Here is a 24,617-nt window from a genome sequence, read left to right as displayed (position 1 = left end):
AATCCTATTCTATGATGTCGCCGCGAAGTAAGTATTTACATAGTGCAGCCGTGCTGACAAAACCTAACATGGCAATTAATACCGCCGCTTCAAAATACAAAGCGCTTTTTATGTAAATGCCGTATAGCAAAATGAGTGCAATAGCATTTATGTACATGGTATCCAGCGCCAGAATTCGATCTGAGATGGTAGGGCCTTTTAGTAGCCGCCATAAATTCAAAATCAAAGCGATGCAAATGCAAACAGCCACAATAGTGATGGTTAAATTTAGCATCCAAAAATCTCCTTGATTGGCTTTTCGTAACGCTGTTTGATGGATTCAATAAGCTCGGCTTCATTGTCTAAGTGAAGAGCGTGAATATAAAGCCACGCTTTGTCTTTCGATACCTCTGCACTGACGGTTCCTGGTGTAAGAGAAACAGTGCTGGCCAAAATAGTAATCCCTAGGTCTGAACCGACATTAATAGGGACAGCAACAAAGCCAGGATTGAGTTTTCTAATTGGCCCAATGATTAGCAATGCCACTTCCACGTTAGCAGTAAGTATGTCCTTCATCACCATTAGTACATAGCGAATAGCCAGCCAAGGCTTAAGTATTTTAGGGTGTTCGTCGCGCATGCCTGTAACGAGCCAAGGTATTGTAATGGCAAAAAAAGTTGCCAAGACGATGTGCCCTGCGCTGATAGAATTATTCAGTAGCAGCCAAACTACAAACAGTAATAAGCTGTGGAATGGCATAGGGAAAAACTTCATGGTGCCACTCCTGGTAATAAATCATAAGCGGAAGATTGAATGTCGTGCAGGTAGTAGGCCGCTTGTTGAGTGAATTCAGTGATATAACCACCGAATAAAACCAATACTGGAGAAGCCAGCAATAGCAGTGCAATACTGACTATTTCAGTTGTTTTTGCCGGCTCGGCGTCGGTTGCTATTGTGCCATTATGTCGCCAAAACAATGTGGTTCCCGCTCTAGAAAAAGTAATCAAAGCGGCGAGGCTACCAATAAGAATTAGAGGCCAAACCCACATGGTTTGTGCGGTAGACTGAGTTGCTTGCAGAATCATTATTTTCCCGACAAAGCCTGACAGCGGCGGCATTCCAATGATCGCCATTGCCGCAATCGCAAAGGCAAAACCTAATAACCTTGGTTGAACAAAAGGGCGAGAGCGTACGAAGCGATCTTCTGCTTTGCCTCGTTGACGAGCCATAACATCCGCTAATAAAAAGAGCCCCGCCGATGTCAATGTGCTGTGGATCATATAATAAAGAGCAGCAGAGGTAGCGGCTTCGGAATTGATTGCTGCGCAAGCGAGCAAGCTACCACTAGACACAATCACCAAATTTGCACTTAGTGTCTTGATGCCTGGACTGGCAAACACGCCGATGCTACCAATAGTGATTGTTAGCAAAGCCAAAGGCCATAACCAAGGCGTCGCAATATTCGCTAGTTCGCCAGCATTTTCGCCAAATATAACAGTATAGACGCGGAAAATACTGTAAATACCTACCTTTGTCATAATGGCAAATAAGGCGGCCACTGGTGCGCTGGCACTGGCATAGGTTTTAGGAAGCCAAAAATGCATGGGTAGCATGGCGGCTTTTAAACCAAATACGACCAATAATAGCAATGCGCCTGTTTTTGCCAATGTCGCAGTTTCACCTTGAAGTTGCCCGACTTTCACGGCCATGTCAGCCATATTTAGCGTGCCAAGGGTGCCGTATAATATGCCAAGACCAAATAAGAACAGGCTAGAGCCAACTAAATTAAGAATGACATAATGCAGTGCCGCTTGTGTTTTTTGTTTACCGCCAGCGTGAATTAATAAGGCATATGAAGCGATCAATAACACTTCAAAAAAGACGAATAAGTTAAATATGTCACCCGTTAAAAACGCACCGTTGATCCCCATAATTTGAAACATGAACAAGGGATGAAAATAAGCACCGCCTTTATCTTGTCCCGAAACGGCATACAACATAACGCAAAACGCTAAAAATGCAGTGAGTAGCACGAGTAGGCTAGATACTTTATCCGCTACAATAGCGATGCCAAAGGGCGCTTGCCAACCGCCTAGTGCATAAAGTTGAACGCCTTCAGCATTGATTTTATAAAGCAAAACAGCTGACGAAATAAGAAGAAATAACGTGCCGATAATCGAGGCGACTCGCTGTGAATTGATATCGCGCGAGATGGGCGGCAGCAACATAAGCGCGCCAAACAGCAAAGGAATCAGAATCGGAAAAATGCTGAGATGTTGCATTTATTGACTCCCTCCTGATTTTGCAGAGGCATCGCCAGGTTGAGTTGGTAGCGTGCCATCAACGTGATCATTGCCTAAATCAGCACGTGCACGCATTGCCAATATCACCGCAAAAGCGGTCATTGCAAAACCAATAACAATGGCGGTTAACACCAATGCTTGAGGGAGCGGATCGCTATACTGTTCAGACTGACCAAGCACCGCCGCTGCATTGAGTTTGAGTCGTCCACTTGCGAACAGAAACAAATTTACGGCGTAAGATAAGAGCGTTAACCCGATAACCACGGAAAAACTACGGCCTCGTAACGCAAGAAAAACACCACAGGCGGTTAATAAACCAACGCAAAATGCGTACAAACCTTCCATTACTCATGCTCCTTTTGAACAGGGCGCTCACTGGTTGTTAGTTGTCCGAGATTGGCAAGGATCAGCATGGTAGCACCAACGACCGTGAGGAAAACCCCAAGATCAAATACCATGGCACTGGCTAATTCGAACTTCCCGATGACGGGCAAATAGAAATAATCGAACCAAGATGACAAGAAAGTATGTCCGAAGGCCCAGCTACCGAGACCGCTTAATGTCGCGATACCAATACCAGAACCAATCATGATCTGATAATCCAATTTGATTCGTGTCTTAATCCACACCACACCATGAGCGACGTACTGCTGAATAATCGCGACCGATGTGATCAGGCCTGCAATAAAGCCACCGCCAGGCATGTTGTGACCACGTAAGAAAATATACGCTGATACCAACAGTGCCAGTGGTAATAAACTTTGTGATATTACGGCTAATAAAATTGGGTATCTGTCTTCGGACCAAGTCAGTCCGTTGTCGTCACTGGATGGCATGTAGAGACGCATTCTCGCAATCAGCTTATAAATGCCTAGCGCGGCAATGCCCAACACGGTGATTTCGCCTAAGGTATCAAAGCCACGAAAATCCACCAAAATAACATTAACAATATTGGTTCCGCCGCCACCGGTTTTACTATTCTCAGTGAAGAAGGTTGAAATCGTATCGAGAGGGCGAGTCATCAAGGCATAACAAATCGTACCAATTATCCCACCAATTAATGAGGCCAGACTCAAATCTCGAACCACACGGCGAGGAGATGACTCTTTCGGCGTTTTTTGTGGTAAGAAAAATAAAGCCAGTATTAATAAAATGACGGTAACCACTTCAACGGATAACTGAGTAAGCGCCAAGTCTGGTGCAGAAAATTGAGCAAACGCCAAGGAAACGATTAAGCCTACGACGGACAACGTGAGCAAAGCGACGACACGTCTTCTGTGCCATAACACAGTGGCCAGAGCGGAAAGGCATAGCAAAACAGCACAAGTGATTGATAGTGCATCGACTGGGATTTCAGGGCGCTGTCCGGCGGTGGTGTTCAGTTTCATTAGCGACGACGCTGTCATAATGACGGCAAAACTTAGAACGAAGAAAATATAGCGCTGTAAAGAGCCATTTTCTGTCATGGTAATAATGCGGCTTGCTTTCGTAGTAAGAGATTGGATTATGCCTTCAAAAACCAGTTTAGGATCATTGACTGGGAACTGTGCTTGAAATTTAAACAAATGCGAACGGCTGTAATACATGAATAATCCACCGATGAGAGCGATCACACTCATTAGGAGAGGAAAATTAAAGCCGTGCCAAATAGCAAGATTGTAGCTCGGAGCTGGCCCATTTAATGTCGCGCTGGCGGCCGCCAACAAAAGATCACCTACTACCAAACTTGGGAAAATACCGACTAGCAGACACAGGGCGACTAAAATTTCCACTGGAACGCGCATATAGCGTGGTGGTTCGTGCGGTGTTTTTGGTAGGTTAATCGGCTCGCCGTTAAAAAATACATCGTGAATAAAGCGCGTGGAATAAGCGACAGCGAATACACCACCTAACGTGGCTAATACTGGAATAAACCAAGACAAAGACCCCAGCGATGCTTGGTGCAGTGTTTCGGTAAAGAACATTTCTTTGGATAAGAAACCATTCATTAATGGTACGCCAGCCATCGACGCAGAGGCCACCATGGCAAGCGTTGCAGTATAAGGCATGTACTTCCACAAGCCGTTTAGCTGACGCATGTCTCGTGAGCCAGATTCGTGGTCAATAATCCCTGCCGCCATAAACAACGATGCTTTGAAGATCGCATGGTTAATAATATGGAAAATGGCAGCGACGGCCGCAAGATCTGTTCCCATACCCAATAATAATGTAATCAAGCCCAAATGACTGATAGTTGAGTTGGCTAAAAGGCCTTTTAGATCATGTTGGAACAGTGCAACGTAAGCGCCGACAAGGAAAGTTGCAAGGCCTGTTAGGCTCACAATTAAAAACCATAAATTAGTATCTGCTAGCGCTGGGTAAAACCGAGCCATTAGAAAGATACCCGCTTTCACCATGGTAGCGGAATGCAAATAGGCACTGACAGGGGTTGGTGCTGCCATGGCATTGGGTAGCCAAAAATGGAAAGGAAACTGTGCGGATTTAGTAAAAGCGCCAAGCAGTATCAATACAACAATAATAGGGTAATTCGCACTGGCCTTGATTAGATCGCCATTGTCTAAAATGTCCTGAAGACTAAAGCTGCCGACAGTATTGCCTAATATGAGCAAGCCTGCTAGAAGTGCTAAGCCGCCAGCGCCGGTGACAGTAAGCGCCATTCTTGCGCCTTTTCGAGCTTCCGTTTTGTGACCCCAAAAACTGATCAGTAGAAAGGAACTAATACTGGTCAATTCCCAAAAAAACCATAACTGAATCAAATTGTCAGATAGAACAACACCCAACATAGAAAACATGAATAAAATTAAATAGGCGTAAAACTTACCAATTGAATCTTGAGCCGATAGGTAATAGCGGGCATAGAGGATGACGAGTAAGCCAATGCCAAGAATTAATATAGAGAATAGCAACGCAAGGCCATCTAAACGAAAGGCAAGCTCTAGTCCAATAGCAGGAATCCATGGAATTGCCGCTTGGAAGCGCTCGCCCTGAAAGATATCCCCAGCGTGAGAAAGAATTAAAAATAAGGTTAAAGCGGGCAACGTCGCCGTCATAAAGGCACAGGCAGTTCGGCTTAAGCGAGCTGAAATAAGCGGAATCAACGTACCCAATAAAGGAAGAAAAGGAAGCCAGATAAGTGAGCTCAAGGACAAAATTCCTTTCTAGTTAGTGAATATACAAGATGCATTTGCGGTGTGAGCATGGTTGTTGTTCCTAACAAACTGTCTCTAAATGTGATTTCTATTCATGACCCTGAGAACGCATAGGGCAATTACTTAACAAGCATAGCCTTTTACTAATCTAATCAATAGCCTAAAACCACCTTCCGCAGGAAAAAATACCACAGATTAGTCACAAGGATAAGGGAGAGTAGGAAAGCAAACGACGGAAAAAGTTCCGTCGTTTGCTGAAGAAGAGGCATCTGCTTTAGCTATCTAAGTGTAAAAAGGGTCAATTACTGAAAGAAACTCCAAACAATACTATGCTCAGACCCTAGGCTCCAAAGCAAAACCACCGCGGCGAGCAAGGCTTCTAATACCAAAACCCCAATGCCTAATGTCGTGCTGGAAAGTATAAATCCTTGTTTATGACTGATGCCTAAAAAGCTTGGCGTGCCTCGATAAAGTAAGTAGCCTGTATAGGCTACGCCAGCCACGCAAGCGAGTAAGCACAGCCAAATGATCGGATATATGGCAAATAGACCGCTTAAGAACATTGGCGTGGCAATATAGCCTGCAAATACAATGCACTCTTGGCGAGGTGGGCGGTTGGCGTGATTTCGAGCCATCCAATGAATTAAGCTACCGACCATTGCCACAGCAGCGAGAATCAACACATAAAACAAAACCCCCAAACTAAGGCCATCCATAAAAGAAACCTTAATCGCTTCACTGCCTCCAAATGTCCAACCAAATTGTGTTGTTCCAATGAAAGTACTCACCACTGGAATTGCTGCCATCCAAAGGACATGGTGATAGAACATGTGGCTTACGGATTCATGTTCCTCATTAATAGCTCGCCATTCCTTATCTGGATGATGAATAAGACCCCAAACATGATTGATCATGGATTCCCCCTTGCTTCACAACGTGAGCGTAATGGATTTGGAAAAACTCCTGATGCAGCCACGCCCAAACAAAAGTGGCTTATATGCAGTATAGATAGATACGTAAGAAAAAACGAAAAAGGTAATAATTTTTTCTTATAAAAAAGTAAGCTTTAGGGTGATAAAGGAGTAAAGCAGGTCAAAATTCATTTGTGCTTCATTGTTATGGAACAACTTTATTGGCAGTTGTAATCTTGTTTCATCTCGACAGCGTAAGGTTTGTCTACTGGATTATTAAAGTTAGCTCTAACGATTGCATCTTTTGCTAAGAACTCGAACATTTTCCATTTTGAACAGCTCGCATGAACTACGGTATTGGTCGAGTCCAAAATAAGATTATTCTGTTTGTCCGTCAGTTTGAATTGAAAAGTATAAATATTCGTTGGCGTGTCTATCGTTTTGTAGCCACTAACGATGGGTTCCATAAAGTGTCGATAGCGAGTGATACAGGTTCGTGTGTTCGAGTCGGCATTTCTGCGGCAAATGGTATAAGGGCGGTTTCGCTCGTTATTGAAAATAGGAACTTGTTTTGTTTCAGTCTTGGTTTCTAAGGTGAAGTTCACTACTAGGCGATAATCTGGGTTGTTTTGTGTTTCAGAGACATTAGTAAAACCGCGTTCTTTGAATGCACTTATAATGTTGGGAATGTAGCGTTTGTTGGTGAGCGGATCACCTTCCTCGCTTGAGACCACAGCAATAGCGGCAGATTTATCAATATTCACATTCGAGTCAACATTGCTAACATTTTGGCCAGACAGCTTAATGTTGGACGAGCAGCCCGCTAGGAGCGCTGAAAACAGCATCAAAAATGTGAAAAACTTCATACTAGCCTTCTCCATTACTTATCAAATATCCGACACATATAAAAACATACCTGACGATCAAAACGGAGGTATAAAACCCAGCTTCCACGCCTTTTTCAAAAACCTTACTTTAACGTAGCACTTAAATGAGAGAGTTGAAGGCCGCTAAGCGTGGTAATTAAGTGAGCGAACATAAGTGATAGGCAATAAAAAACCACCCGAAGGTGGTTTTAAATTTGATGCTTCATACGTGCATCCAGTTCCTTTTTAAAAGTGCAAACCCTTCTAAAAACAACCGTTTAATTGGTGGAGGCGGGGGGGGTCGAACCCCCGTCCGTCAGTCCTCTGCCATCGGCTCTACATGCATAGTCACTTCAATTATTTGACCACGAACCGCCCGAAGGACAGGGTGTTAATGGCGAGCCTACTTAATCTTAGAACCTTATCCCTAGGCGGGGCATCGGTTAGCATCTAGTAATTTATGATACTGCAGAATCTCTGGCTACAAGCAACCTGAGGGCAGCACACTAGCAGCGGTTTAGGCTGCTAAAGCGTAGTTTTCGTCGTTTGCGACTATAAAATTGATGCGGGGGATTAACGAGATCACGCATCACTCTCGACATGCACCTTTGGGTTTGTAACCGACGTCGAAACCATGTCGCCCCCAAAAAGTAACTCAATTCTAACGGAAACAATGTGTTTACGCTAGACATAACGCTGAAATATTCCGTATCTACACGATTGAAATAGAGTGTTAGATGTTGTGCTTCATTAGTCGTTCTTTGTCTCTTGACCAATCACGGTCTCGTTCTGTGTCGCGTTTGTCGTGGTCTTTTTTACCGGTTACTAAGGCCACTTCACACTTGATTTTGTTGCCTTTCCAGTACAGCGCCATGGCCGCACAGGTTTTGCCTTTCTGTTCTGTCACTTGAATGATTTTCTCAAGCTCTTTGCGATTCAATAGCAGTTTGCGTTGGCGCATTGGCTCGCAGACTACGTGTGTTGAAGCACTAAGTAGTGGCACAATACGCGCACCAACAAGCCATGCTTCGTTTTGGTGAATGATAACGAAGGCGTCTACTAATTGAGCTTTGCCTTCGCGCAGACTTTTTACTTCCCAACCAGATAAAACCAGTCCGGCTTCGAACTTCTGGTCAACAAAGTAGTCAAATTTTGCACGTTTATTTAGCGCAATAGTGCCCGTGCTACTGGATTTTTTCTTTACTTTACTCATAGTTAGAAATTATACGGTCGATAGCGGCAAAAACCTATGCTTTTCTTGAGGTATGCGCCTGAATGTTAGAAAATTCGCACTTGTTAATTAATTTGTCTGGTTAGGTCTTGTGGGTTTGTTGGCCTCGTCTACATCTTCCTCCTTTCCTTAAACACTTGTTGTGTATTTAGAGCTTAAATTTATGCCTGAAAGTCGATGTTTACAAGGTATCTGGTCAAGTCCATGGATATTTATTTTTGCGGCCAGTGGATCGGCAGTAGGGCTTGGGAATATTTGGAAATTTCCTTATGTTTTAGGGGAAAACGGAGGCGGTGCTTTTTTGTTGGTGTATTGCCTGTGTTTGTTGTTGGTTGGTCTTCCTGTATTAATGGCAGAGGTGGCGTTGGGCCGCACAGTTCGTTCTAACCCTATTGATACGGTAAATGATTTAAGTGAGCGTCGCATTGTTCATAAAGCTTGGGTGTTTGTGCCTTGGTTGGCAGGAGTGACGGGTTTTTTAATTCTGACTTTCTATAGTGTCATTGCGGGATGGTCCCTTGCGTATTTAGAGCGTGCTTTATCGGGTGATTTCAAAGAGATTACCCAGGTTGGTGCTGTCGTTATGTTTGGGGATTTATTATCAGACCCAACGGAGATGTTGCTCTGGCATTCTGTTTTTATTGCGCTGGTAGTGTTGACGGTTGGTCAGTCTGTTACCCGTGGATTGTCGGCGGTTGTTCGTTTATTGTTGCCTACTCTAGTAGTGAGTTTGATTCTGCTGGCCAGTTATTCCATGATGATCGGGAATACATCTGAAGCAATGGACTTTATGTTTCGTTGGTCTTGGCAGGATATTACGTTTGAGGTTGTTCTTGCCGCTGTCGGACTTGCTCTGTTTAGTTTGAGTGTTGGTATGGGGGCGATGTTTGCCTATGGCGCTTACATGAGTAAGCGGATGTCCATTGCTCGTGCTTGTAGTATTGTCGTTGGAGTGGATTTGCTGGTGGCAATTTTGGCCGGTTTGGTTATTTTTCCGTTAGTCTTTTCCTTTCAAATCGATGTGGAGGCGGGCCCAAGTTTGACCTTCGTGTCTTTGCCTATCATTTTTGGTAGTCTTCCAGGCGGCCAGTTTTTTGCTAGTGTTTTCTTTCTACTATTGGTGGTCGCTGCGTTAACTTCTGCTATATCAATGTTGGAATTGTTTGTTGCTTGGTTGCATGAGAAATTTTACATTGCGCGTTTGAAGGCGGCTTTTTTAATGGGAATGACTGTCTGGTTGATTGGTATTGCGGTGTTGTTGTCTTTTAATCACTGGGACAGCAAAATTATCTTTGGGATGAATTTTTTTGAGTTGTTAGACGAGTTTACATCTCTGATTCTTTTGCCTGTTGGTGCGATATTATTGTCTGTTTTGGTGGCTTGGTTTATACCGCATTCTATGTTGCAAAATGAGATGATTACGAAACAGGCTAATCATTTCCAATGGTGGTATAAGACGTTAAAATACATCAGTATTCCTGCTATGTTGGTGATTACCTTTGTAGGTTGGATAGGAGTTTAGTTTGAGTCATATAGAGCGTTTTGCTCATGTTAATTACAGCTGCGAACAGATGTTTGCATTGGTTAATGATATCGATGGTTATCCAGAGTTCGTACCAGGGTGTTTGGCTTCTACACTGATTTCGAGAACACCGACTGAAATCGTCGCGTCTTTGGATGTGGGTAAAGGGCCAGTGCGGCAATCCTTTACGACAAAGAATTCTTTGGAAAACTACAGCCGAATAGAAATGACCTTAGTACAAGGGCCATTTAAAAGTCTACACGGAGTATGGACTTTTACCGAGCTGACACCGACTAGCTGTAAAATTATGTTGAGTATTAACTTTGAATTAAGCGGCATGCTGAAATTTGCTTTTGGTGGCGTGTTTAGTCAGATAGCCAATACGATGGTGGATTCTTTTAGTAAGCGTGCAAAAGTGGTATACGGTGAACAGTATGAGAGTTGAAGTGGCTTATGCTTTGCCTAATAAGCAAAAAATCATTACGTTGGAGGTTGAAGAGGGCTGTACCGTTCGCAATGCTGTTCGTCATTCCAATATTACTGCTTTTTTCCCAGATGTGAATGTAGAAACTATTAAAGTGGGTATTTTTGGAAAAACGGTGCGTAATGCAGAAGAACAAGTGTTAAAAGAAGGCGAGCGCGTTGAACTGTATCGTGAACTGACGGTTGACCCTAAACAAGCTAGAGTCAACCGAGCAGCAAAAACAACAAAAAGTTAGTTGTTTTTGATTTGTGTTAGAACGCCATTGCTGAAAATTAATACTAGGTCGTTAGCATCACTTTTTTTGGTATCTGGCGCTGCATATCGAGAGGTGTATAAATAATGCCACTCGTCTGGTTTAAAGGTATCTTTTAACATTGGGTTCCCCAATAGATAAGTTACCTGAGATTCTGACATGCCAACTTGTAACTGTGACAACTGTTCCTTCGTTATAAGGTTTCCTTGTGTTACCGGAACCTTGTAAGGTGGTGGAAATAAACTGCATGCGCCAAGTGAAAGTGCTGCGCATAGTATAAAAACTGATTTTTTCATTTGTATTATCCTTACTCTGGTATGCTAATGATAAAGTAATTATCAATAAGATCGAATAGAGAATGACTCATGACTAGCGAAAATCAAGAGCTAAAGAAAGCGGGACTCAAGGTAACTTTGCCAAGAGTGAAAATTTTACAAATTCTTGAGACTGCAGGTGACCGCCATATGAGCGCGGATGATGTCTATCGTACCCTGCTCGATCAAGGTGAAGACGTAGGCCTAGCAACGGTCTATCGTGTTTTAACTCAATTCGAAACAGCTGATTTGGTTCAGCGCCATCACTTTGAAGCGGGCACAGCTGTTTTTGAGCTAGCGAAAGGTGATCATCACGATCACATGATTTGTTTAGAGACGGGTAAAGTAATTGAGTTCGTTGATCCTATTATTGAGCAACGCCAGCATGAAATTGCTGAAGCACATGGCTTCGATATTGAAGATCACAGCTTGATTATGTATGTACGTCCAAAGAAAAAATAAACGCTTTATTGCGTTATTAGTGAGTGTGAAGGGCTTAAACTGCAGAGTTTAAGCCCTTTTTTTAATTTCTTGTTACTGTAACTGAACATTCCCAAGCATTTCACGAGCGTGCGCTAGGGTTTGCTCTGTAAGTTCTAGCCCACCTAATAGGCGTGCAATTTCGTGAGTGCGTTCTTGGTCCTTTAATAATGCCACTTGTGATGATGTTGCTTCGTCCGCAACTAATTTACTGACGCGTAGGTGTTGATTACCTTGTGCAGCGACTTGAGCTAAATGAGTCACGCAGAAAACTTGTCCGCGTTTGCCAACAGAGCGAAGCATGCGACCAACTACTTCGGCGATACCGCCGCTGATACCAACGTCGACTTCGTCAAATACCAAGGTCGGAATAATTGATGTATGCGCGGTGACCACTTGGATACCTAAACTGATTCGTGACAACTCACCGCCCGATGCTACTTTACGTAGTGGTTGAGCTGGCTGTCCTGGGTTTGAGGCGATCATGTATTCTATGTCTTCAAACCCATTGGCCGTCACTTGATTAAGTGGTTGGCACTGAATAAAGAAGCGGGCATGAGGCATACCTAATCCATGAACTTGTTCTTCCACTTTTTGAGCGAGGTCGTCTTTTGCTGTTATTCGTTTTTCGGTCAATGTTGTGGCGAGTGCAGTTAGGGATTCGTAGGCTTGTTCTTCTTTTTCTTTCAGTGATTCTAGGCTTTCTTCACTGCCTTGCAGACTATTCAATTCTGTCTCGACACTTTCTCGCAGTATTAAAAGTGTTTCTGGGAGTGTTCTGTGTTTTCGAGCCGTTTCATAAATATCGGATAAGCGTTGCTCTACCTCGGTGAGGCGTTCTGGGTTTTGCTCCAGCGTATCTTGGTAGTGATGTAAGCTATCCGCGGCTTCTTGGGCTTGAATAAGCGCGGTATTCATCATATCGAGCGCGCTTTCGAGCTCTTTCGTGGTTGGGTTGATTTGATTGGCGCTATTAATGGCTTGATGTAATAAAGAGCAAACGTTGCCTTCGTCGCTGTCAATCAAAATGCCACTGGCTTGATAGGCTTTAAATTGCGAATCAGCAATGTTGGATAAAAAGGCTTGCTCGTTTTCCAGTGCTTCAATCTCACCTTTTTGCAGATCAAGCTGCTGGAATTCTTGAGCTTGATAGGCGAGGAGTTGAATTTTAGCATTCTGTTCAGATGATCGATTTTGTTGAGCGGACAGTTCTTCTTTTAGTTGTCGCCAAACAGCGTATTGCTGGTTTACTTTTTTACTTAAGTCGGTTAACTGGCCATAGGCATCAAGTTGTTGTCTTTGAGCATTCTTTTTTAATAAAGACTGATGTTCGTGCTGTCCGTGGATATCAACAAGTTGACTGCCCACTTCTTTTAAGTCGCTTAAGGTACAAGGACGGCCATTTATATACGCTTTCGAACGACCTTCCTTGCTGATAACGCGACGTAGTATGCAGTGTTGGTCATGTTCTAGGTCTCTTTCCTCAAGCCATTTATGAACGTGAGGGTATTGCTGTATATCGAAGCTGGCGCTTATGTCAGCTCTTTTTTCGCCATGCCTTACAACCGCAGCGTCAGTGCGATCACCTAAGCATAAAGACAAGGCGTCCACCATAATGGACTTACCGGCGCCCGTTTCACCTGAAATCACGGTCATGCCTTTTTTGAATTCCAGCTCTAGGGATTCAACAATGGCGAAGTTGGAGATAGCGATACTGGTCAGCATAGAGTGCTCCGAGAAAGAAAATATTTTATATGGTTATTTATACAGTAGTTGGCTGTTTTTTGACAAGACTAGTTCGCAAATTTAATTCCCATGAAATTAATGCGGTTTTAGTATTGAAAGGCAAAAAGCTGTCCCCATATAACCAGCACAGAGAAAGAATTGTTTCTGTTATTTGGAGTTAAAGAATGAGTGAGCAGCAAAAAAATCCTAATCTAGACGCGGAGCAAGTTTTGAAAAGCGAAACGCAAAACGAAGCAGTAGAAGAACTTTTGGAGCCTGAAGCAGAGCTTTTAGAGGAAGTTACTGAAAATGATGAGCTTACAAAAGCATTAGAAGAAGTCGCTCAGTATAAAGAAGCGGCACTTCGAGCTCATGCCGATGCGCAAAATGTGCGCCGTCGTGCGGAGCAAGATGTTGAAAAGGCACATAAATTTGGTGTCGAAAAATTTGCGAAATCAATTGTGAATGTTGCGGATAACCTTGAACGAGCGTTGACATCGGCTCCTGAAACGGGTGAATCAGACCCTGTTCGTGACGGTGTTGAGCTTACGTTAAAAGACTTGCTTGAAACCTTAGCGCGTTTTGAAGTGGTCGTGGTTGATCCACATGGCGAACCTTTCAACCCTGCATTACATCAAGCTATTACCATGGTGCCAAACCCTGAGTTAGAGCCAAACACGGTAATGGATGTTGTGCAAAAAGGTTATACGCTCAATGGCCGTCTATTGCGTCCGGCAATGGTTGTTGTTTCAAGCGCGGCTTAAATTGCCTGTCATTTTTTTGACACCAAGCGCTTGAAATATAAAAAAGCGGACCCAAATACAGAATCATCATTGTAATAAACGAATTTATTGGAGAGACAAACCATGGGTAGAATCATTGGTATTGATTTAGGTACAACGAACTCTTGTGTTGCCGTATTAGATGGCGAGAAAGCACGTGTAATTGAAAATGCTGAAGGCGATCGCACCACACCGTCTATTGTTGCTTATGCAGATGATGGTGAAGTGTTAGTCGGTCAATCTGCTAAGCGTCAAGCGGTAACAAACCCAACAAATACTGTGTTCGCAGTTAAGCGTTTGATCGGTCGTAAGTTTAAAGATGATGTTGTACAAAAAGACATCTCTATGGTGCCTTACAAAATCGTAGCTGCTGATAATGGCGATGCATGGGTAGAAGTGAAAGGCGAGAAGAAAGCGCCACCACAAATTTCCGCTGAAGTTCTTAAGAAAATGAAGAAAACAGCAGAAGACTTCCTAGGCGAAAAAGTAACAGAAGCGGTTATTACTGTCCCTGCTTACTTCAACGACTCTCAGCGCCAAGCAACAAAAGACGCTGGCAAAATCGCTGGTCTAGAAGTGAAACGTATAATCAACGAACCAACAGCAGCTGCTTTGGCTTATGGCCTAGATAAAAGCACTGGCGATTCTACTATCGCAGTTTATGACCTTGGTGGTGGTACGTTCGATATTTCTATCATCGAAATTGCTGACGTAGATGGCGAGAAGCAATTCGAAGTATTGTCTACAAACGGTGATACTTTCCTAGGTGGTGAAGATTTCGATATGCGTGTTATCGAATTCCTAGCAGCTGAATTCAAAAAATCGTCTGGTATCGATCTGCATAACGATCCACTTGCACTACAACGTTTGAAAGAAGCAGGTGAGAAAGCCAAAGTTGAATTGTCTTCTTCTTCTCAGACAGAAGTTAACTTGCCTTACATCACAGCTGATGCGTCTGGTCCTAAACACTTGAACGTGAAATTGACTCGTTCTAAGTTGGAGTCTTTGGTTGAAGAGCTTGTATTGAAATCTCTTGAACCTTGCCGTCAAGCATTGAAAGATGCTGATCTGACTGCTGCTGATATCGATGAAGTTATCTTGGTTGGTGGTCAGACTCGTATGCCACTAGTGCAAGCGAAAGTAACTGAATTCTTCGGTAAAGAGCCACGTAAAGACGTGAACCCAGACGAAGCGGTTGCCATTGGTGCTTCTATCCAAGGTGCGGTACTTTCTGGTGATGTAAAAGACGTTCTTCTTCTAGACGTTACGCCACTGTCTCTAGGTATTGAGACAATGGGTGGTGTAATGACGGCGTTGATCGAGAAAAATACGACGATTCCTACTAAGAAATCTCAGACTTTCTCTACAGCGGAAGATAACCAAAATGCGGTAACTATCCACGCATTGCAAGGTGAGCGTAAGCAAGCGTCTCAGAACAAATCTCTAGGTCGTTTCGATTTGGCTGACATTCCACCTGCTCCACGTGGCGTGCCACAAATTGAAGTAAGCTTCGATCTTGATGCCAACGGTATCTTGAGTGTGTCTGCGAAAGACAAAGCAACCGGTAAAGAGCAGTCTATCGTTATCAAATCTTCTTCTGGTTTAAGCGATGAAGAAGTTGAAAAAATGGTTCAAGACGCTGAAGCAAACGCGGAAGAAGATCGTAAGTTCGAAGAGCTTGTACAAGTTCGCAACACAGCTGATGGCATGATTCACGCGACTCGTAAAACGTTGGTTGATGCTGGCGACAAAGCAACAGCAGAAGAGAAAGAAGCGATTGAAACAGCGATCACTGAGCTTGAAGAAGCGTTAACGTCTAACGACAAAGAGAAGATCGAAGAGAAAACGAATGCGTTGACTCAAGCGTCTGGTACTTTGGCTCAGAAGATGTATGCAGAAGCAGAAGCCGGCGAACAGCCAGCTGAAGGTGAACAAGCTAAGTCTCAGGATGATGCGGTTGACGCCGAGTTCGAAGAAGTAAAAGACGATAAAAAATAAGCGTTAAACCTTATTTTTGCCCTTGTCAAAAAGGGTTGTTGATAGCGAACACGGTTTTAGGACCGTGTTTTGCTATTTGTAATGTCTTAGATTGACGACTTTGCAGACTCTTTAGATTTGGACTTTTCAATTCAGATTTTTTAATTCGGACTTTTTAATTCAGGAATGCCTTCGATGAGCAAAAGAGACTATTACGACGTTCTTGGGGTGGCCAAAAGCGCGGATAAGAAAGATATTAAAAAAGCTTATCGTTCTTTAGCGAATAAGTACCATCCAGATAAAAACCCAGATAACCCAGAAGCACTTGATAAATTCAAAGAGCTGGCTGAAGCGTATGAAATCCTGTCTTCTGATGAAAAACGCGGAGCCTATGATCGATTTGGCCATGAAGGTGTTAATGGTCAGGGCGGAGGTTACGGCGGTGGTGCTGGAGCGGGTGGTTTTAGTGATGTTTTCGGTGATGTGTTTGGTGACATCTTTGGCGGCGGTGGTGGTGGCGGTCAAAGCCGAACTCGTCGTGGTTCCGATTTGCGTTACACATTAGAGCTTGACCTTGAACAAGCAGTTTGGGGATGCGAGGAAAAAATTCGTATACCAACGCTGGTGAATTGTAAGAAGTGTGAAGGTTCTGGTGCGAAAAAAGGCTCAACGCCGAAAACCTGTGGTACGTGTGGTGGCGCAGGCCAAGTCCGCATGTCACAAGGTTTTTTCTCTGTTCAGCAGACGTGTCCAGAGTGTCATGGTGCCGGTCAAGTTATCAGCGATCCTTGTCATGATTGCCATGGCCAAGGTCGAGTGCAAGAGTACAAAACACTTAATGTTAAAATTCCTGCCGGCGTAGACACAGGCGATCGTATTCGTTTGTCTGGTGAAGGTGAAGCCGGAACGCATGGCGGACCATCAGGAGACTTGTTTGTTCAAGTATCGGTGAAGCCGCACAGTATTTTTGAACGAGATGGTGCGAACTTATATTGTGAAGTACCTATCAGCTTCACTACGGCCGCGTTGGGTGGTGAAATTGATGTGCCTACGCTAGATGGTCGTGTACGTCTGAAGGTGACGGCTGAGTGTCAGTCAGGGAAATTATTTCGTCTTCGTAATAAAGGCGTTAAGCCTGTGCGTGGCGGTCCAGTGGGTGATTTGATTTGTAAGGCTGTGATCGAAACACCGGTGAACCTTACTTCTCGTCAAAAAGAGTTATTCACAGAATTGTCTGAAAGCATGGGAGAGGGAACAGATCACTCACCTAAGCAAAAAAATTGGTTTGATGGTGTGAAGCGTTTCTTTGACGACATTAAGAAATAAAAGGTTTGTTATTCCTATCGTTTATAAAAGGCGCCTATTTGGCTAATGCTGTTCACTTAAGCGGAACAGCATTAGGAGATACCGGATATCTCGTCTTTGATTGCTTGACCAAGCGAGGCCTACTAGGTCTCGCTTTCTTTCGCTCCAAAAACAAATTACACACCCCAGACCTTAGCTCCTTAAGGCGCATTCCTGTCTTCAATTCTGGCTTAGCGGCTGCCATCACGATCACGTTGGAAGCAATAAAAGTAAACGCCATTTTTAAGCGCACATCGCTCGCTCGTTGACCATGTGATGCTGCCGCATGACTCGCCTCTCGACGCACAATGTTGTAGGCAAGCAACATCCCCCCACATTTCTTGGTAGATTAGATCGACTTTCTTACCTACTTTACCGCCTTTGATATGACGACGCTTATAGCCAATCTGGGCTTTAATGTTGTTATTACGCATGATTTTAGCGACACGATGCACACTACAAATTTCCGCCTCATCACGAAGATCGCGGTGTATCCATGGACTTCCATAGGTTCCTCCGCTGGCAATGTGACATTCTTTTATGCGCTCTAACAATCGTAAGTCCTCAGCCGCCCGATCAGATAATGGTTTTTTTAACCATGCGTATAAACTATGAGTAGTCGTATCGAGCCGTTGAGCTACTTCAGCAACAGAATAACCTTGCTTAACCGCTTCTCTTTTGAACTCTTCGGGGGGAACGTTTGGACTTCATAAAACACCTCTTATTCCTAAATTCAGATAATAAGTGCGACACTGCAATCATGAATTATCAGCAGTTGACCGAAGGCAAAAGATACCAGATTTCCGCTTTTTTAGGACAAGAAATATCAGTGGCAAATATTGCACGAACACTGAATTGTCATAGAGCGACGGTTTATCGTGAGCTAAAGCGGAATAAAAAAGTAACAGAATATTGCCCTGACAAAGCTCAAAGCGCTTGTTTAATACGGCGAAAAACATCCGCTAAATATCGCATATCATCAAAGACGATTGATTTTATTCGTATTTTAATTGAAATCGACTGGAGTCCTGAGCAAGTCTCTGACGTACTCAAAAACTGTGGTGTTCCTGTTAGTCATGAATGGGTTTATCAGTACATCCATGATGACAAAAGAAACAAAGGGACACTTTATCGCCATTTGAGACAAGGAAAAAAACGCTACCGGAAAGGCCAGCGAACGAAAGCAGAAGTGATTAAAAACAAGGTCTCTATTGATGAGCGCCCAGCCATTGTAGAGACAAAAAAGCGTTTTGGTGATTGGGAAATAGACACTGTTTTAGGCAAACATGGAACAGGTTCTATCGTCACCTTGTTAGAAAGAAAGACGCGCTTTTACTTCATAAAGAAAGTGGATTCGAAATCAGCTAAAGATGTGACTCAAGCGACTATAGAGTTATTGATGCCGTTTAAAGATCATGTACACACGATCACAGCCGATAATGGCCGAGAGTTTGCCTACCATGCTGAGATAGCTGAAGCATTAAATACGAAAGTGTATTTTGCTCATCCATATAGCTCTTGGGAGCGTGGCGCTAATGAAAATAGCAACGGACTTTTAAGGCAGTATGTACCCAAAGGCACTGATTTAAGAGAAGTTACAGAAGAGAGAATACACTTCGCGATGAGACGAATAAACTATCGTCCAAAAAAGTGTCTAGGGTTCAAGCAACCAGCGATGGTTTTTAAAGAAATGTGCTTAGTTGCTTGAAATAAAAAGTGTCGCACTTCGGACTTGAATTCGGGTTTAACTCTGAGGTATCCCCACAAATTTACTCATGAATAGGCTCCTTGTTTTAGCTGCTGGACTAGTTGCCTGATGCCGTCCTGCCATTCCTTTTTTGATATCTGGAAACGAGTCATAATGGCTCGTTTCCCAAGGTAAAAGTGTGACAGAACTCTTCGCTTACGTAGAGTGTTCACTTGGAAGCGTTTTGCATAGCCTGCCAGCTCTATGACTTTACCGACTAAAACAAGCAGAAGCGCAGTGACAGTTGTAAGCAGGATTAAGTTGCTTAGCCGTTCTATCTTTGATGTATAACTCAACTCAAATCCCAAGCCGAATCGGCTGCTTTTCATATCGCGAAAACCTTCTTCAATTTGCATTCTCGTTTCATATGCTTTGACGCAACGTTTCGCAAAAAGACGGTTCACGGGAAGAGAAGACACTAATAACCAAGGTTCTTTTGCACCTCTGGCTGCGGTAAGCGAAGATAAAGAAGCACGTCTTTTACCTTTTTGATTGATGGAGTGACGCCCTTTAGGTGGGCTCTTGTAAAGAACAAACTGATTGGTGATCGGACTAGATTGACGATGTTTAAGCTCTAGATGCTTAGGTTTTTGATTAGCACTAGAGAACAAAGTGGATATGCAGCGCCAAGCTTGAAGCGAGTCATCATAGTACTTACGCGGCCTTCTGACTCGTCCGACATAATCCCAGCCCTGTTTCACAACTTCATCTAACCAAGGTGTCTTAAATCCAGCATCCGTTACAATGATGGGCTTTACTTTACTTGGAAGCAGTGCTTCTAAAACGCTTAAAAATTGTCGATGTGTTTTAGGCTTTTCTTTTGTGAGCTTGTCATGCACTTCTTCATAAAGCGTAATGGATCGCCCCTCAAAAGCCGTACTGGCACGAATTAGAAAGTGTTGTCCACGAGCATCTAAATCAGACCAGTCCACGCTAATGATTGGACGCGTTTGAATCACAAAGAGTCGGCAGATATAAGCGTAAATCGATAATGCCTCGTGGTGTAAATTCGGGTTGGAGAGCAATCGGTCTGAGCGTTTAATGCGGTGCTTTTCGTACGCTTTTGATTGGATGCCTCGACCGATACTAGTCACGGTGCAAAGATTGCCTTGCGCTAAGCTGAGTACACAAGCTGATAGCGCCTTGCGTCGAGTTTTATGCATATTTGGGCTGACAAATGGAAGGATTTTGTTCAGAATAGATGTCGCGTTCATGGTTCTCGTGTTTGATTGTTTTTGGCGAAATTATTGATCACCAAGGGCCATGAACGTTCCCTTCTTATGTTAACTAATTGTTATTTATATCAAATTCGTGGGGATACCTCAGGGTTTAACTAGATTTTAACGTCAATAGGTGTCTAGTTAGTAAAGTCTGGGAAGTCCAACTATTACATTATTTCTTTATCTTTTTAGCGCCGCATTTAAAATCAAAGTGCATTTTTATGAATAAATCCTTTGTATAAAGTCATAAAAATTATTTCCAGATCAAACCATACCGACCAGTTTTCAATATAAAAAAGATCATATTCAATTCTTTTTTCCATTTTATCTAAAGTATCGGTTTCTCCTCTGAAGCCATTTACCTGCGCCCAGCCTGTAATGCCCGGTTTAACCATATGGCGTTGCATATAAGATTCTACTAATATCTTGTAATGTTCATTATGCGCTAGTGCATGAGGGCGTGGACCTACAATAGACATTCTTCCCTGTAGTACATTAAAAAATTGAGGGAGTTCATCTAAAGATGTTTTTCTCATAAACTGCCCTATAGAGGTTATTCTGATGTCGTCTTTCGTTGCTTGAGTTATTTCCCCGTCACTTTCATAATGAACGATCATAGAACGAAATTTGTAAACTTTAAAATCTCTTCCATTAACACCTGTTCTATATTGTTTAAATAGAATAGGGCCTTTGGATGTCAGTTTAATTGCGATGGCTAGTCCAAGTAATATTGGACTAATACAAATTATAATTATAAAGGCTAGTATTTTGTCTTCAAGTGATTTAAGTAATCGATATTTTGATTCTATCATATGTGATGTTGATAAATTAATAATGGGTAGGCCAGCAACTTCAGTTATAGAATGGTTTAATAATTGGAAACCGAAAATATCAGGTACCATTCGAATTATTATAGAGCTGTTTCTTAGTGCGGATTGTACCTTCTCCATTTTTTTTACTTCATTCATAGGTAGCGCAATCCAAACTTGGTCTATATGCATTTCATTAACTAGTCTATCTATGTCTTCTAAATTACCTAGGGTAGGTATTGATTCTATCAACGAGCTTTTTGAGCTTGATTTATTGTCGCTTATAAAGCCAGTTACAGCTAACCCCATTTCAGGATTTTGGATAAGCTTATTGGCGACACTTTGTCCTAGCTCTTCATTTCCAATAATAAGAACTCGTCTTATGTTGTAGCCTTTTGATCTTAATATTCCAAGTGATTGCCTGAGGGTAAACCGGTAACCTAGAATAAAAAAGGTTGATGTAAGTAGCCAAGAAACGACCCATACTCGAGAGTAGTTGTCAGAGGACTGGGTGATAAAGCCACTCATTATTAGAAGTAAAAAACTCCCTAATATAGCCTTTATAACACACTGGACTTCGCTAGAAAAAGATGATCCTCGCCAAGCTCGATATGCACCTGTAAAAGAAAGGCAGGTAGCACCTAATAAAATCTCTAGAAGTAATACATTTTTATAAGTTATATCAAGATTTAGGTCAGAAAATCTTAACCAAAAGCAAAATAAACCAGATAGTAAAAGAGCAAGTGTGTCTATACTTCGAAGTATTATATTGAGCAATGTGCTGTGTTCTTTTAGCGCTAATCCTTGTTTCACAAGATTCTCATATATTATTTTTTCGTTTATGGTAGACGTTATTTTCAAACGAGTTTATATTCAGCACGCCATATTTTTGACTGAATACCAGTCATAAAAACTATAAAGAAAAAAGAGCCAGTCCAAAAATTTTGATAGGCTTCGAAGCAATTCATAATGCTCCAAAAAATTAAAAAACTAGTGAAAAAATAACCAATTTCTTTTTCTATTTTCCCTGTCTTTATTTGTTTGTAAAGGCGTTTTCCTATATAAACCCATATACTAAGGTAAAAGACAAGTCCAACTATGCCATAGTTTACTAAGAGTTCAATGTAGGTATTGTGTAGGTGTCCAAAATTATTTCTTATATTGTCTGGCAGCCATTCGGTGTGCTTCATGACTAAGCTTTTGCCATTATCCCCCCAGCCAAATAATGGTTTTTCTGCAATAAAATCAGTTGCCGCTATCCAGCTATGCAAACGTATGCCAAAGCTAGAATAAGGTACATCATCAAAGTTTAATGTTGCTATTGCATTTAACGCACTTTTTTCCTTCATCACTCTTTTTACCATTGTATCACTACTGGTTAGGAGAATGCTGACGCTGAATAAGCCAATGAAAAATAGGGTTCCAGTGATTATTTTTTTCTTTGGCTGTGCTCTATTAAAACGCTTCAAGGTGAAATACGTTGCTACCAAAAAAATAGTTAATAAAAGTGATAGCCATGCCTGGCGGGAAGAATTGATATAAATAATTAAAAGACAATAGGAAAAAGTTATAATGAGAGGAATTATTAACCATTTGTTTTTTTGAAAAATTGGCCGAGCAAAACACATTAAACCAATTAAAATAACGCCGAAAAATAAACTTGTATGCTGTGCTTGACGAAGCCCAAAGAACACTCGCTCCCCATTTAGGCCTCTAATGAATTCTGGTATACCATCACCTGTTACCCAAGGAGATACTAATATACCTAATGCTGCACTGCTCCATACTAGCCAAATAGAATTTTTGCGTTGTGTAACCCACCAAGCAAATGGGATAAAAATAAACCAGCGGGTCACTTTGTCTAATTGAGGGGTATCTTCAGCCCATTCAGGAGTGACGTACAGAGATAGTCCCCATGCTATGAACTGAAAGATGACTGCTATCCAGACAAAACGCAGTAGTATATGGCTGTTTACTTGGCTACCATATTTATAAAGTCCCCAGAAGCCTGTAAAGAAGGCAATAGCAGATGAAATTTTGGCTGCTTCTGGAAAGCCAGTACGAGAAAATGCATAAATGGTGACGGTCAAGATTCCTAATACAACCAGCCATGTTGGTTGTTCTACTGAAGTACGACGTTTGAATATATTGGTTAGGATGGTAGAAGCTGATGTCATTTTAAACTCATGTTTTGTATACATGGATAGATCACAGGTCAATCCAAAAGTGTAATTTGCACGTAAGTATACAAAAAGTTGTTGGTATGGGTATATAAGATATTCATCTTAATAGTCGACTTGCTTGATTATGAATAAATGTTTGCTTTAGCTCGAAATTATTTAGATAAAAAATGACCGTCAATGATGACGGTCATTTTTTAATTCAGTAAGAGGATGCTTTTTAGTTTCTATTTTTTAGTTTCTATTTTTTAGTTTCTTCTTTTGGCGCATCTGCTTGTTGAATTTCGTGCAATTCAACAACAAATTTCAATGCGGCATGTGCTGGAATAGGGCCAGTTCCACCTGGGCCATATCCTAGGTCGGATGGGATATATAGCTCATATTTAGAGCCAACTGGCATAAGTTGTAAACCTTCAGTCCAACCAGGGATAACACCGTTAAGTGGAAAAGTGATTGCTTCGCCACGCTTATATGAACTGTCGAATACGGTTCCGTCACTTAGGCTGCCTTCGTAATCCACTTTAACCGTGTCTGTTGCGCTTGGTTTTTCGCCTTTGCCCACTGTGATGACTTTATAAAGCAAACCGGATTCGGTTTTTTTCACACCCTCTTCGGCTTCTTTCTCTTTTAACCAAGCAGCAGAAGCCGCTTGTGCTTCTTCAGCTGCTTTGTCTTCTTCAAGCTGAGCTTTTGCCATTTGTTCTTGCTGGTACGTTTGGATGGTTTGAGACACTTCATCCATGGTCATTTTACCTTCTTTTCCAGCAAATGAGTCTTGGAAGCCTGCCATGAAGGTTTTCATGTCTAGGTCAGAGAAGTCTTGTGACATACGCGTTCCAAACATGGTGCCAATGCTGTAGCCAAGACGCTGTTCTTTAGAGTCCAGTTTAATTGCACTGTCATCAGCGTACGCAAAAGAAACGGAAGAGATAACCAGCGCCGCAATCAGAGTTTTTTTCATAACTATTTTTTTCATAAGGAAAGGTGTTCCATTATTTGTGGGTTTATCACTGAGTGATCTAAAGCATTAAGACGGAATTTGATTTGCACAGTATTTTGATCAGCTTTTCATGGGGCGAAAACAAAGCAGGAACAATGATATACGCCTTGTGCTTTGCAAAATCAGATCCGTTGTACCTTTGTAACATAAGTGTTCTAACATAAGGTAGGCTGTTTATGCCAATTTTTATGTTCTCACTTTACCAAAGTGACCCCTTCACCTGCACACTTTGTTCGAGTTTCAAAAGATCTTTTTTGATTTCAAGAATGGTTCCACAAAACACAAGACGTGAAGTGAGACTAATCCGCTATTCTTATGTGAGACAATCGATTTTACAAAAC

At 42.3% G+C, this 24,617-nt stretch carries 22 protein-coding genes, 1 other RNA gene and 3 pseudogenes; 8 read left to right on the top strand and 18 right to left on the bottom strand.

Going from position 1 to position 24,617, the window contains the following annotated elements:
* Window positions 1–4 precede the first annotated feature (4 nt).
* The 9 genes from M3I01_RS15085 to smpB form a co-directional block, all read right to left on the bottom strand.
* Window positions 5–274: a K+/H+ antiporter subunit F gene (locus M3I01_RS15085; protein WP_255896724.1), complete on the bottom strand. Its 270-nt coding sequence runs from the start codon at window positions 272–274 to the stop codon at window positions 5–7.
* The gene (locus M3I01_RS15080) at window positions 268–753 is read right to left on the bottom strand and encodes a Na+/H+ antiporter subunit E (protein WP_255896722.1); all 486 of its coding nucleotides are present in this window, start codon (window positions 751–753) and stop codon (window positions 268–270) included. The genes M3I01_RS15085 and M3I01_RS15080 overlap by 7 nt, the downstream gene beginning before the upstream one ends.
* Window positions 750–2,261, bottom strand: coding sequence for a monovalent cation/H+ antiporter subunit D (locus tag M3I01_RS15075; protein WP_255896721.1), 1,512 nt, complete (start codon window positions 2,259–2,261; stop codon window positions 750–752). The genes M3I01_RS15080 and M3I01_RS15075 overlap by 4 nt, the downstream gene beginning before the upstream one ends.
* Entirely contained in the window at window positions 2,262–2,627 is a 366-nt protein-coding gene (locus M3I01_RS15070) for a Na+/H+ antiporter subunit C (RefSeq protein WP_255896720.1), read from the bottom strand.
* Window positions 2,627–5,425 carry a monovalent cation/H+ antiporter subunit A gene (locus M3I01_RS15065; protein ID WP_255896719.1) on the bottom strand — a complete coding sequence of 933 codons (2,799 nt, stop codon included), beginning with the start codon at window positions 5,423–5,425 and terminating at the stop codon, window positions 2,627–2,629. The genes M3I01_RS15070 and M3I01_RS15065 overlap by 1 nt, the downstream gene beginning before the upstream one ends.
* Before the next feature lie 308 nt (window positions 5,426–5,733).
* Window positions 5,734–6,345: a Yip1 family protein gene (locus M3I01_RS15060; RefSeq protein WP_255896718.1), complete on the bottom strand. Its 612-nt coding sequence runs from the start codon at window positions 6,343–6,345 to the stop codon at window positions 5,734–5,736.
* Between the two features lie 215 nt (window positions 6,346–6,560).
* Complete coding sequence (locus M3I01_RS15055) at window positions 6,561–7,208, bottom strand: hypothetical protein (RefSeq protein WP_255896717.1); 648 nt, start codon at window positions 7,206–7,208, stop codon at window positions 6,561–6,563.
* 283 nt (window positions 7,209–7,491) lie between these two features.
* Window positions 7,492–7,853, bottom strand: a transfer-messenger RNA (tmRNA) gene (gene ssrA / locus M3I01_RS15050).
* Window positions 7,854–7,941: 88 nt separating this feature from the next.
* Complete coding sequence (gene smpB / locus M3I01_RS15045) at window positions 7,942–8,421, bottom strand: SsrA-binding protein SmpB (protein ID WP_255896716.1); 480 nt, start codon at window positions 8,419–8,421, stop codon at window positions 7,942–7,944.
* 181 nt (window positions 8,422–8,602) lie between these two features.
* On the opposite strand from smpB, the gene M3I01_RS15040 reads away from it, so the two are divergent.
* From M3I01_RS15040 to M3I01_RS15030, 3 genes are read left to right on the top strand one after another with little or no spacing between them, the layout of a single operon-like run.
* On the top strand, window positions 8,603–9,961 hold the full coding sequence (locus M3I01_RS15040) for a sodium-dependent transporter (RefSeq protein WP_255896715.1): 1,359 nt from the start codon (window positions 8,603–8,605) through the stop codon (window positions 9,959–9,961).
* A gap of 1 nt (window position 9,962) precedes the next feature.
* Complete coding sequence (locus M3I01_RS15035) at window positions 9,963–10,406, top strand: type II toxin-antitoxin system RatA family toxin (protein WP_255896713.1); 444 nt, start codon at window positions 9,963–9,965, stop codon at window positions 10,404–10,406.
* Window positions 10,396–10,680: an RnfH family protein gene (locus M3I01_RS15030; protein ID WP_255896712.1), complete on the top strand. Its 285-nt coding sequence runs from the start codon at window positions 10,396–10,398 to the stop codon at window positions 10,678–10,680. Before M3I01_RS15035 ends, M3I01_RS15030 begins: the two co-directional genes overlap by 11 nt.
* Here the strand turns inward: M3I01_RS15030 and M3I01_RS15025 are convergent.
* A complete protein-coding gene (locus tag M3I01_RS15025) occupies window positions 10,677–10,994 on the bottom strand; it encodes an outer membrane protein assembly factor BamE (protein WP_255896711.1) in 318 nt (105 codons plus the stop codon). The two genes, M3I01_RS15030 and M3I01_RS15025, sit on opposite strands and share 4 nt — an antisense overlap.
* Window positions 10,995–11,063: 69 nt before the next feature.
* Here M3I01_RS15025 and fur point away from each other — a divergent pair, with 69 nt between their 5' ends.
* Entirely contained in the window at window positions 11,064–11,474 is a 411-nt protein-coding gene (gene fur / locus M3I01_RS15020; protein WP_112136384.1) for a ferric iron uptake transcriptional regulator, read from the top strand.
* A gap of 72 nt (window positions 11,475–11,546) precedes the next feature.
* Here the strand turns inward: fur and recN are convergent, their stop codons facing one another.
* The gene (recN, locus tag M3I01_RS15015) at window positions 11,547–13,217 is read right to left on the bottom strand and encodes a DNA repair protein RecN (RefSeq protein WP_255896710.1); all 1,671 of its coding nucleotides are present in this window, start codon (window positions 13,215–13,217) and stop codon (window positions 11,547–11,549) included.
* A 185-nt stretch (window positions 13,218–13,402) separates the two neighbouring features.
* Between recN and grpE the strand changes: the two genes are divergently transcribed.
* The 3 genes from grpE to dnaJ all read left to right on the top strand — a co-directional run bounded on the left by grpE (window position 13,403) and on the right by dnaJ (window position 17,302).
* Window positions 13,403–13,981 (top strand): nucleotide exchange factor GrpE, encoded by a 579-nt coding sequence (gene grpE, locus M3I01_RS15010; protein WP_255896709.1) that lies wholly within the window; start codon window positions 13,403–13,405, stop codon window positions 13,979–13,981.
* 102 nt (window positions 13,982–14,083) lie between these two features.
* A complete protein-coding gene (gene dnaK / locus M3I01_RS15005) occupies window positions 14,084–15,997 on the top strand; it encodes a molecular chaperone DnaK (protein ID WP_255896707.1) in 1,914 nt (637 codons plus the stop codon).
* 174 nt (window positions 15,998–16,171) lie between these two features.
* Window positions 16,172–17,302, top strand: coding sequence for a molecular chaperone DnaJ (gene dnaJ / locus M3I01_RS15000; protein ID WP_255896703.1), 1,131 nt, complete (start codon window positions 16,172–16,174; stop codon window positions 17,300–17,302).
* A gap of 52 nt (window positions 17,303–17,354) precedes the next feature.
* Here the strand turns inward: dnaJ and M3I01_RS14995 are convergent.
* From M3I01_RS14995 to M3I01_RS18590, 3 pseudogenes are all read right to left on the bottom strand, one after another.
* Window positions 17,355–17,685, bottom strand: a pseudogene (locus tag M3I01_RS14995) (IS4 family transposase); the annotation flags it as partial.
* Window positions 17,686–17,724: 39 nt separating this feature from the next.
* Window positions 17,725–17,874, bottom strand: a pseudogene (locus M3I01_RS14990) (transposase); the annotation flags it as partial.
* A 6-nt stretch (window positions 17,875–17,880) separates the two neighbouring features.
* Window positions 17,881–18,009 (bottom strand): annotated as a pseudogene (locus M3I01_RS18590) (transposase); the annotation flags it as partial.
* 71 nt (window positions 18,010–18,080) lie between these two features.
* On the opposite strand from M3I01_RS18590, the gene M3I01_RS14985 reads away from it, so the two are divergent.
* Window positions 18,081–19,028, top strand: coding sequence for an IS30 family transposase (locus M3I01_RS14985; RefSeq protein ID WP_255896702.1), 948 nt, complete (start codon window positions 18,081–18,083; stop codon window positions 19,026–19,028).
* Between the two features lie 65 nt (window positions 19,029–19,093).
* On the opposite strand, the gene M3I01_RS14980 is transcribed toward M3I01_RS14985, so the two are convergent.
* The 4 genes from M3I01_RS14980 to M3I01_RS14965 form a co-directional block, all read right to left on the bottom strand.
* A complete protein-coding gene (locus M3I01_RS14980) occupies window positions 19,094–20,281 on the bottom strand; it encodes an IS4 family transposase (protein ID WP_255896701.1) in 1,188 nt (395 codons plus the stop codon).
* 212 nt (window positions 20,282–20,493) lie between these two features.
* Entirely contained in the window at window positions 20,494–21,909 is a 1,416-nt protein-coding gene (locus M3I01_RS14975; RefSeq protein WP_275565162.1) for an undecaprenyl-phosphate glucose phosphotransferase, read from the bottom strand.
* Between the two features lie 44 nt (window positions 21,910–21,953).
* The gene (locus M3I01_RS14970; protein ID WP_255896692.1) at window positions 21,954–23,273 is read right to left on the bottom strand and encodes an O-antigen ligase family protein; all 1,320 of its coding nucleotides are present in this window, start codon (window positions 23,271–23,273) and stop codon (window positions 21,954–21,956) included.
* Window positions 23,274–23,517: 244 nt separating this feature from the next.
* Entirely contained in the window at window positions 23,518–24,252 is a 735-nt protein-coding gene (locus M3I01_RS14965; RefSeq protein WP_255896689.1) for an FKBP-type peptidyl-prolyl cis-trans isomerase, read from the bottom strand.
* Window positions 24,253–24,617: the final 365 nt, after the last annotated feature.

The organism is Marinomonas maritima (assembly GCF_024435075.2).
Taxonomy (GTDB): domain Bacteria; phylum Pseudomonadota; class Gammaproteobacteria; order Pseudomonadales; family Marinomonadaceae; genus Marinomonas; species Marinomonas maritima.
The sequence above is the reverse complement of the archived record's forward strand: the minus strand, read 5'-3'. Positions and strand labels throughout refer to the sequence as shown.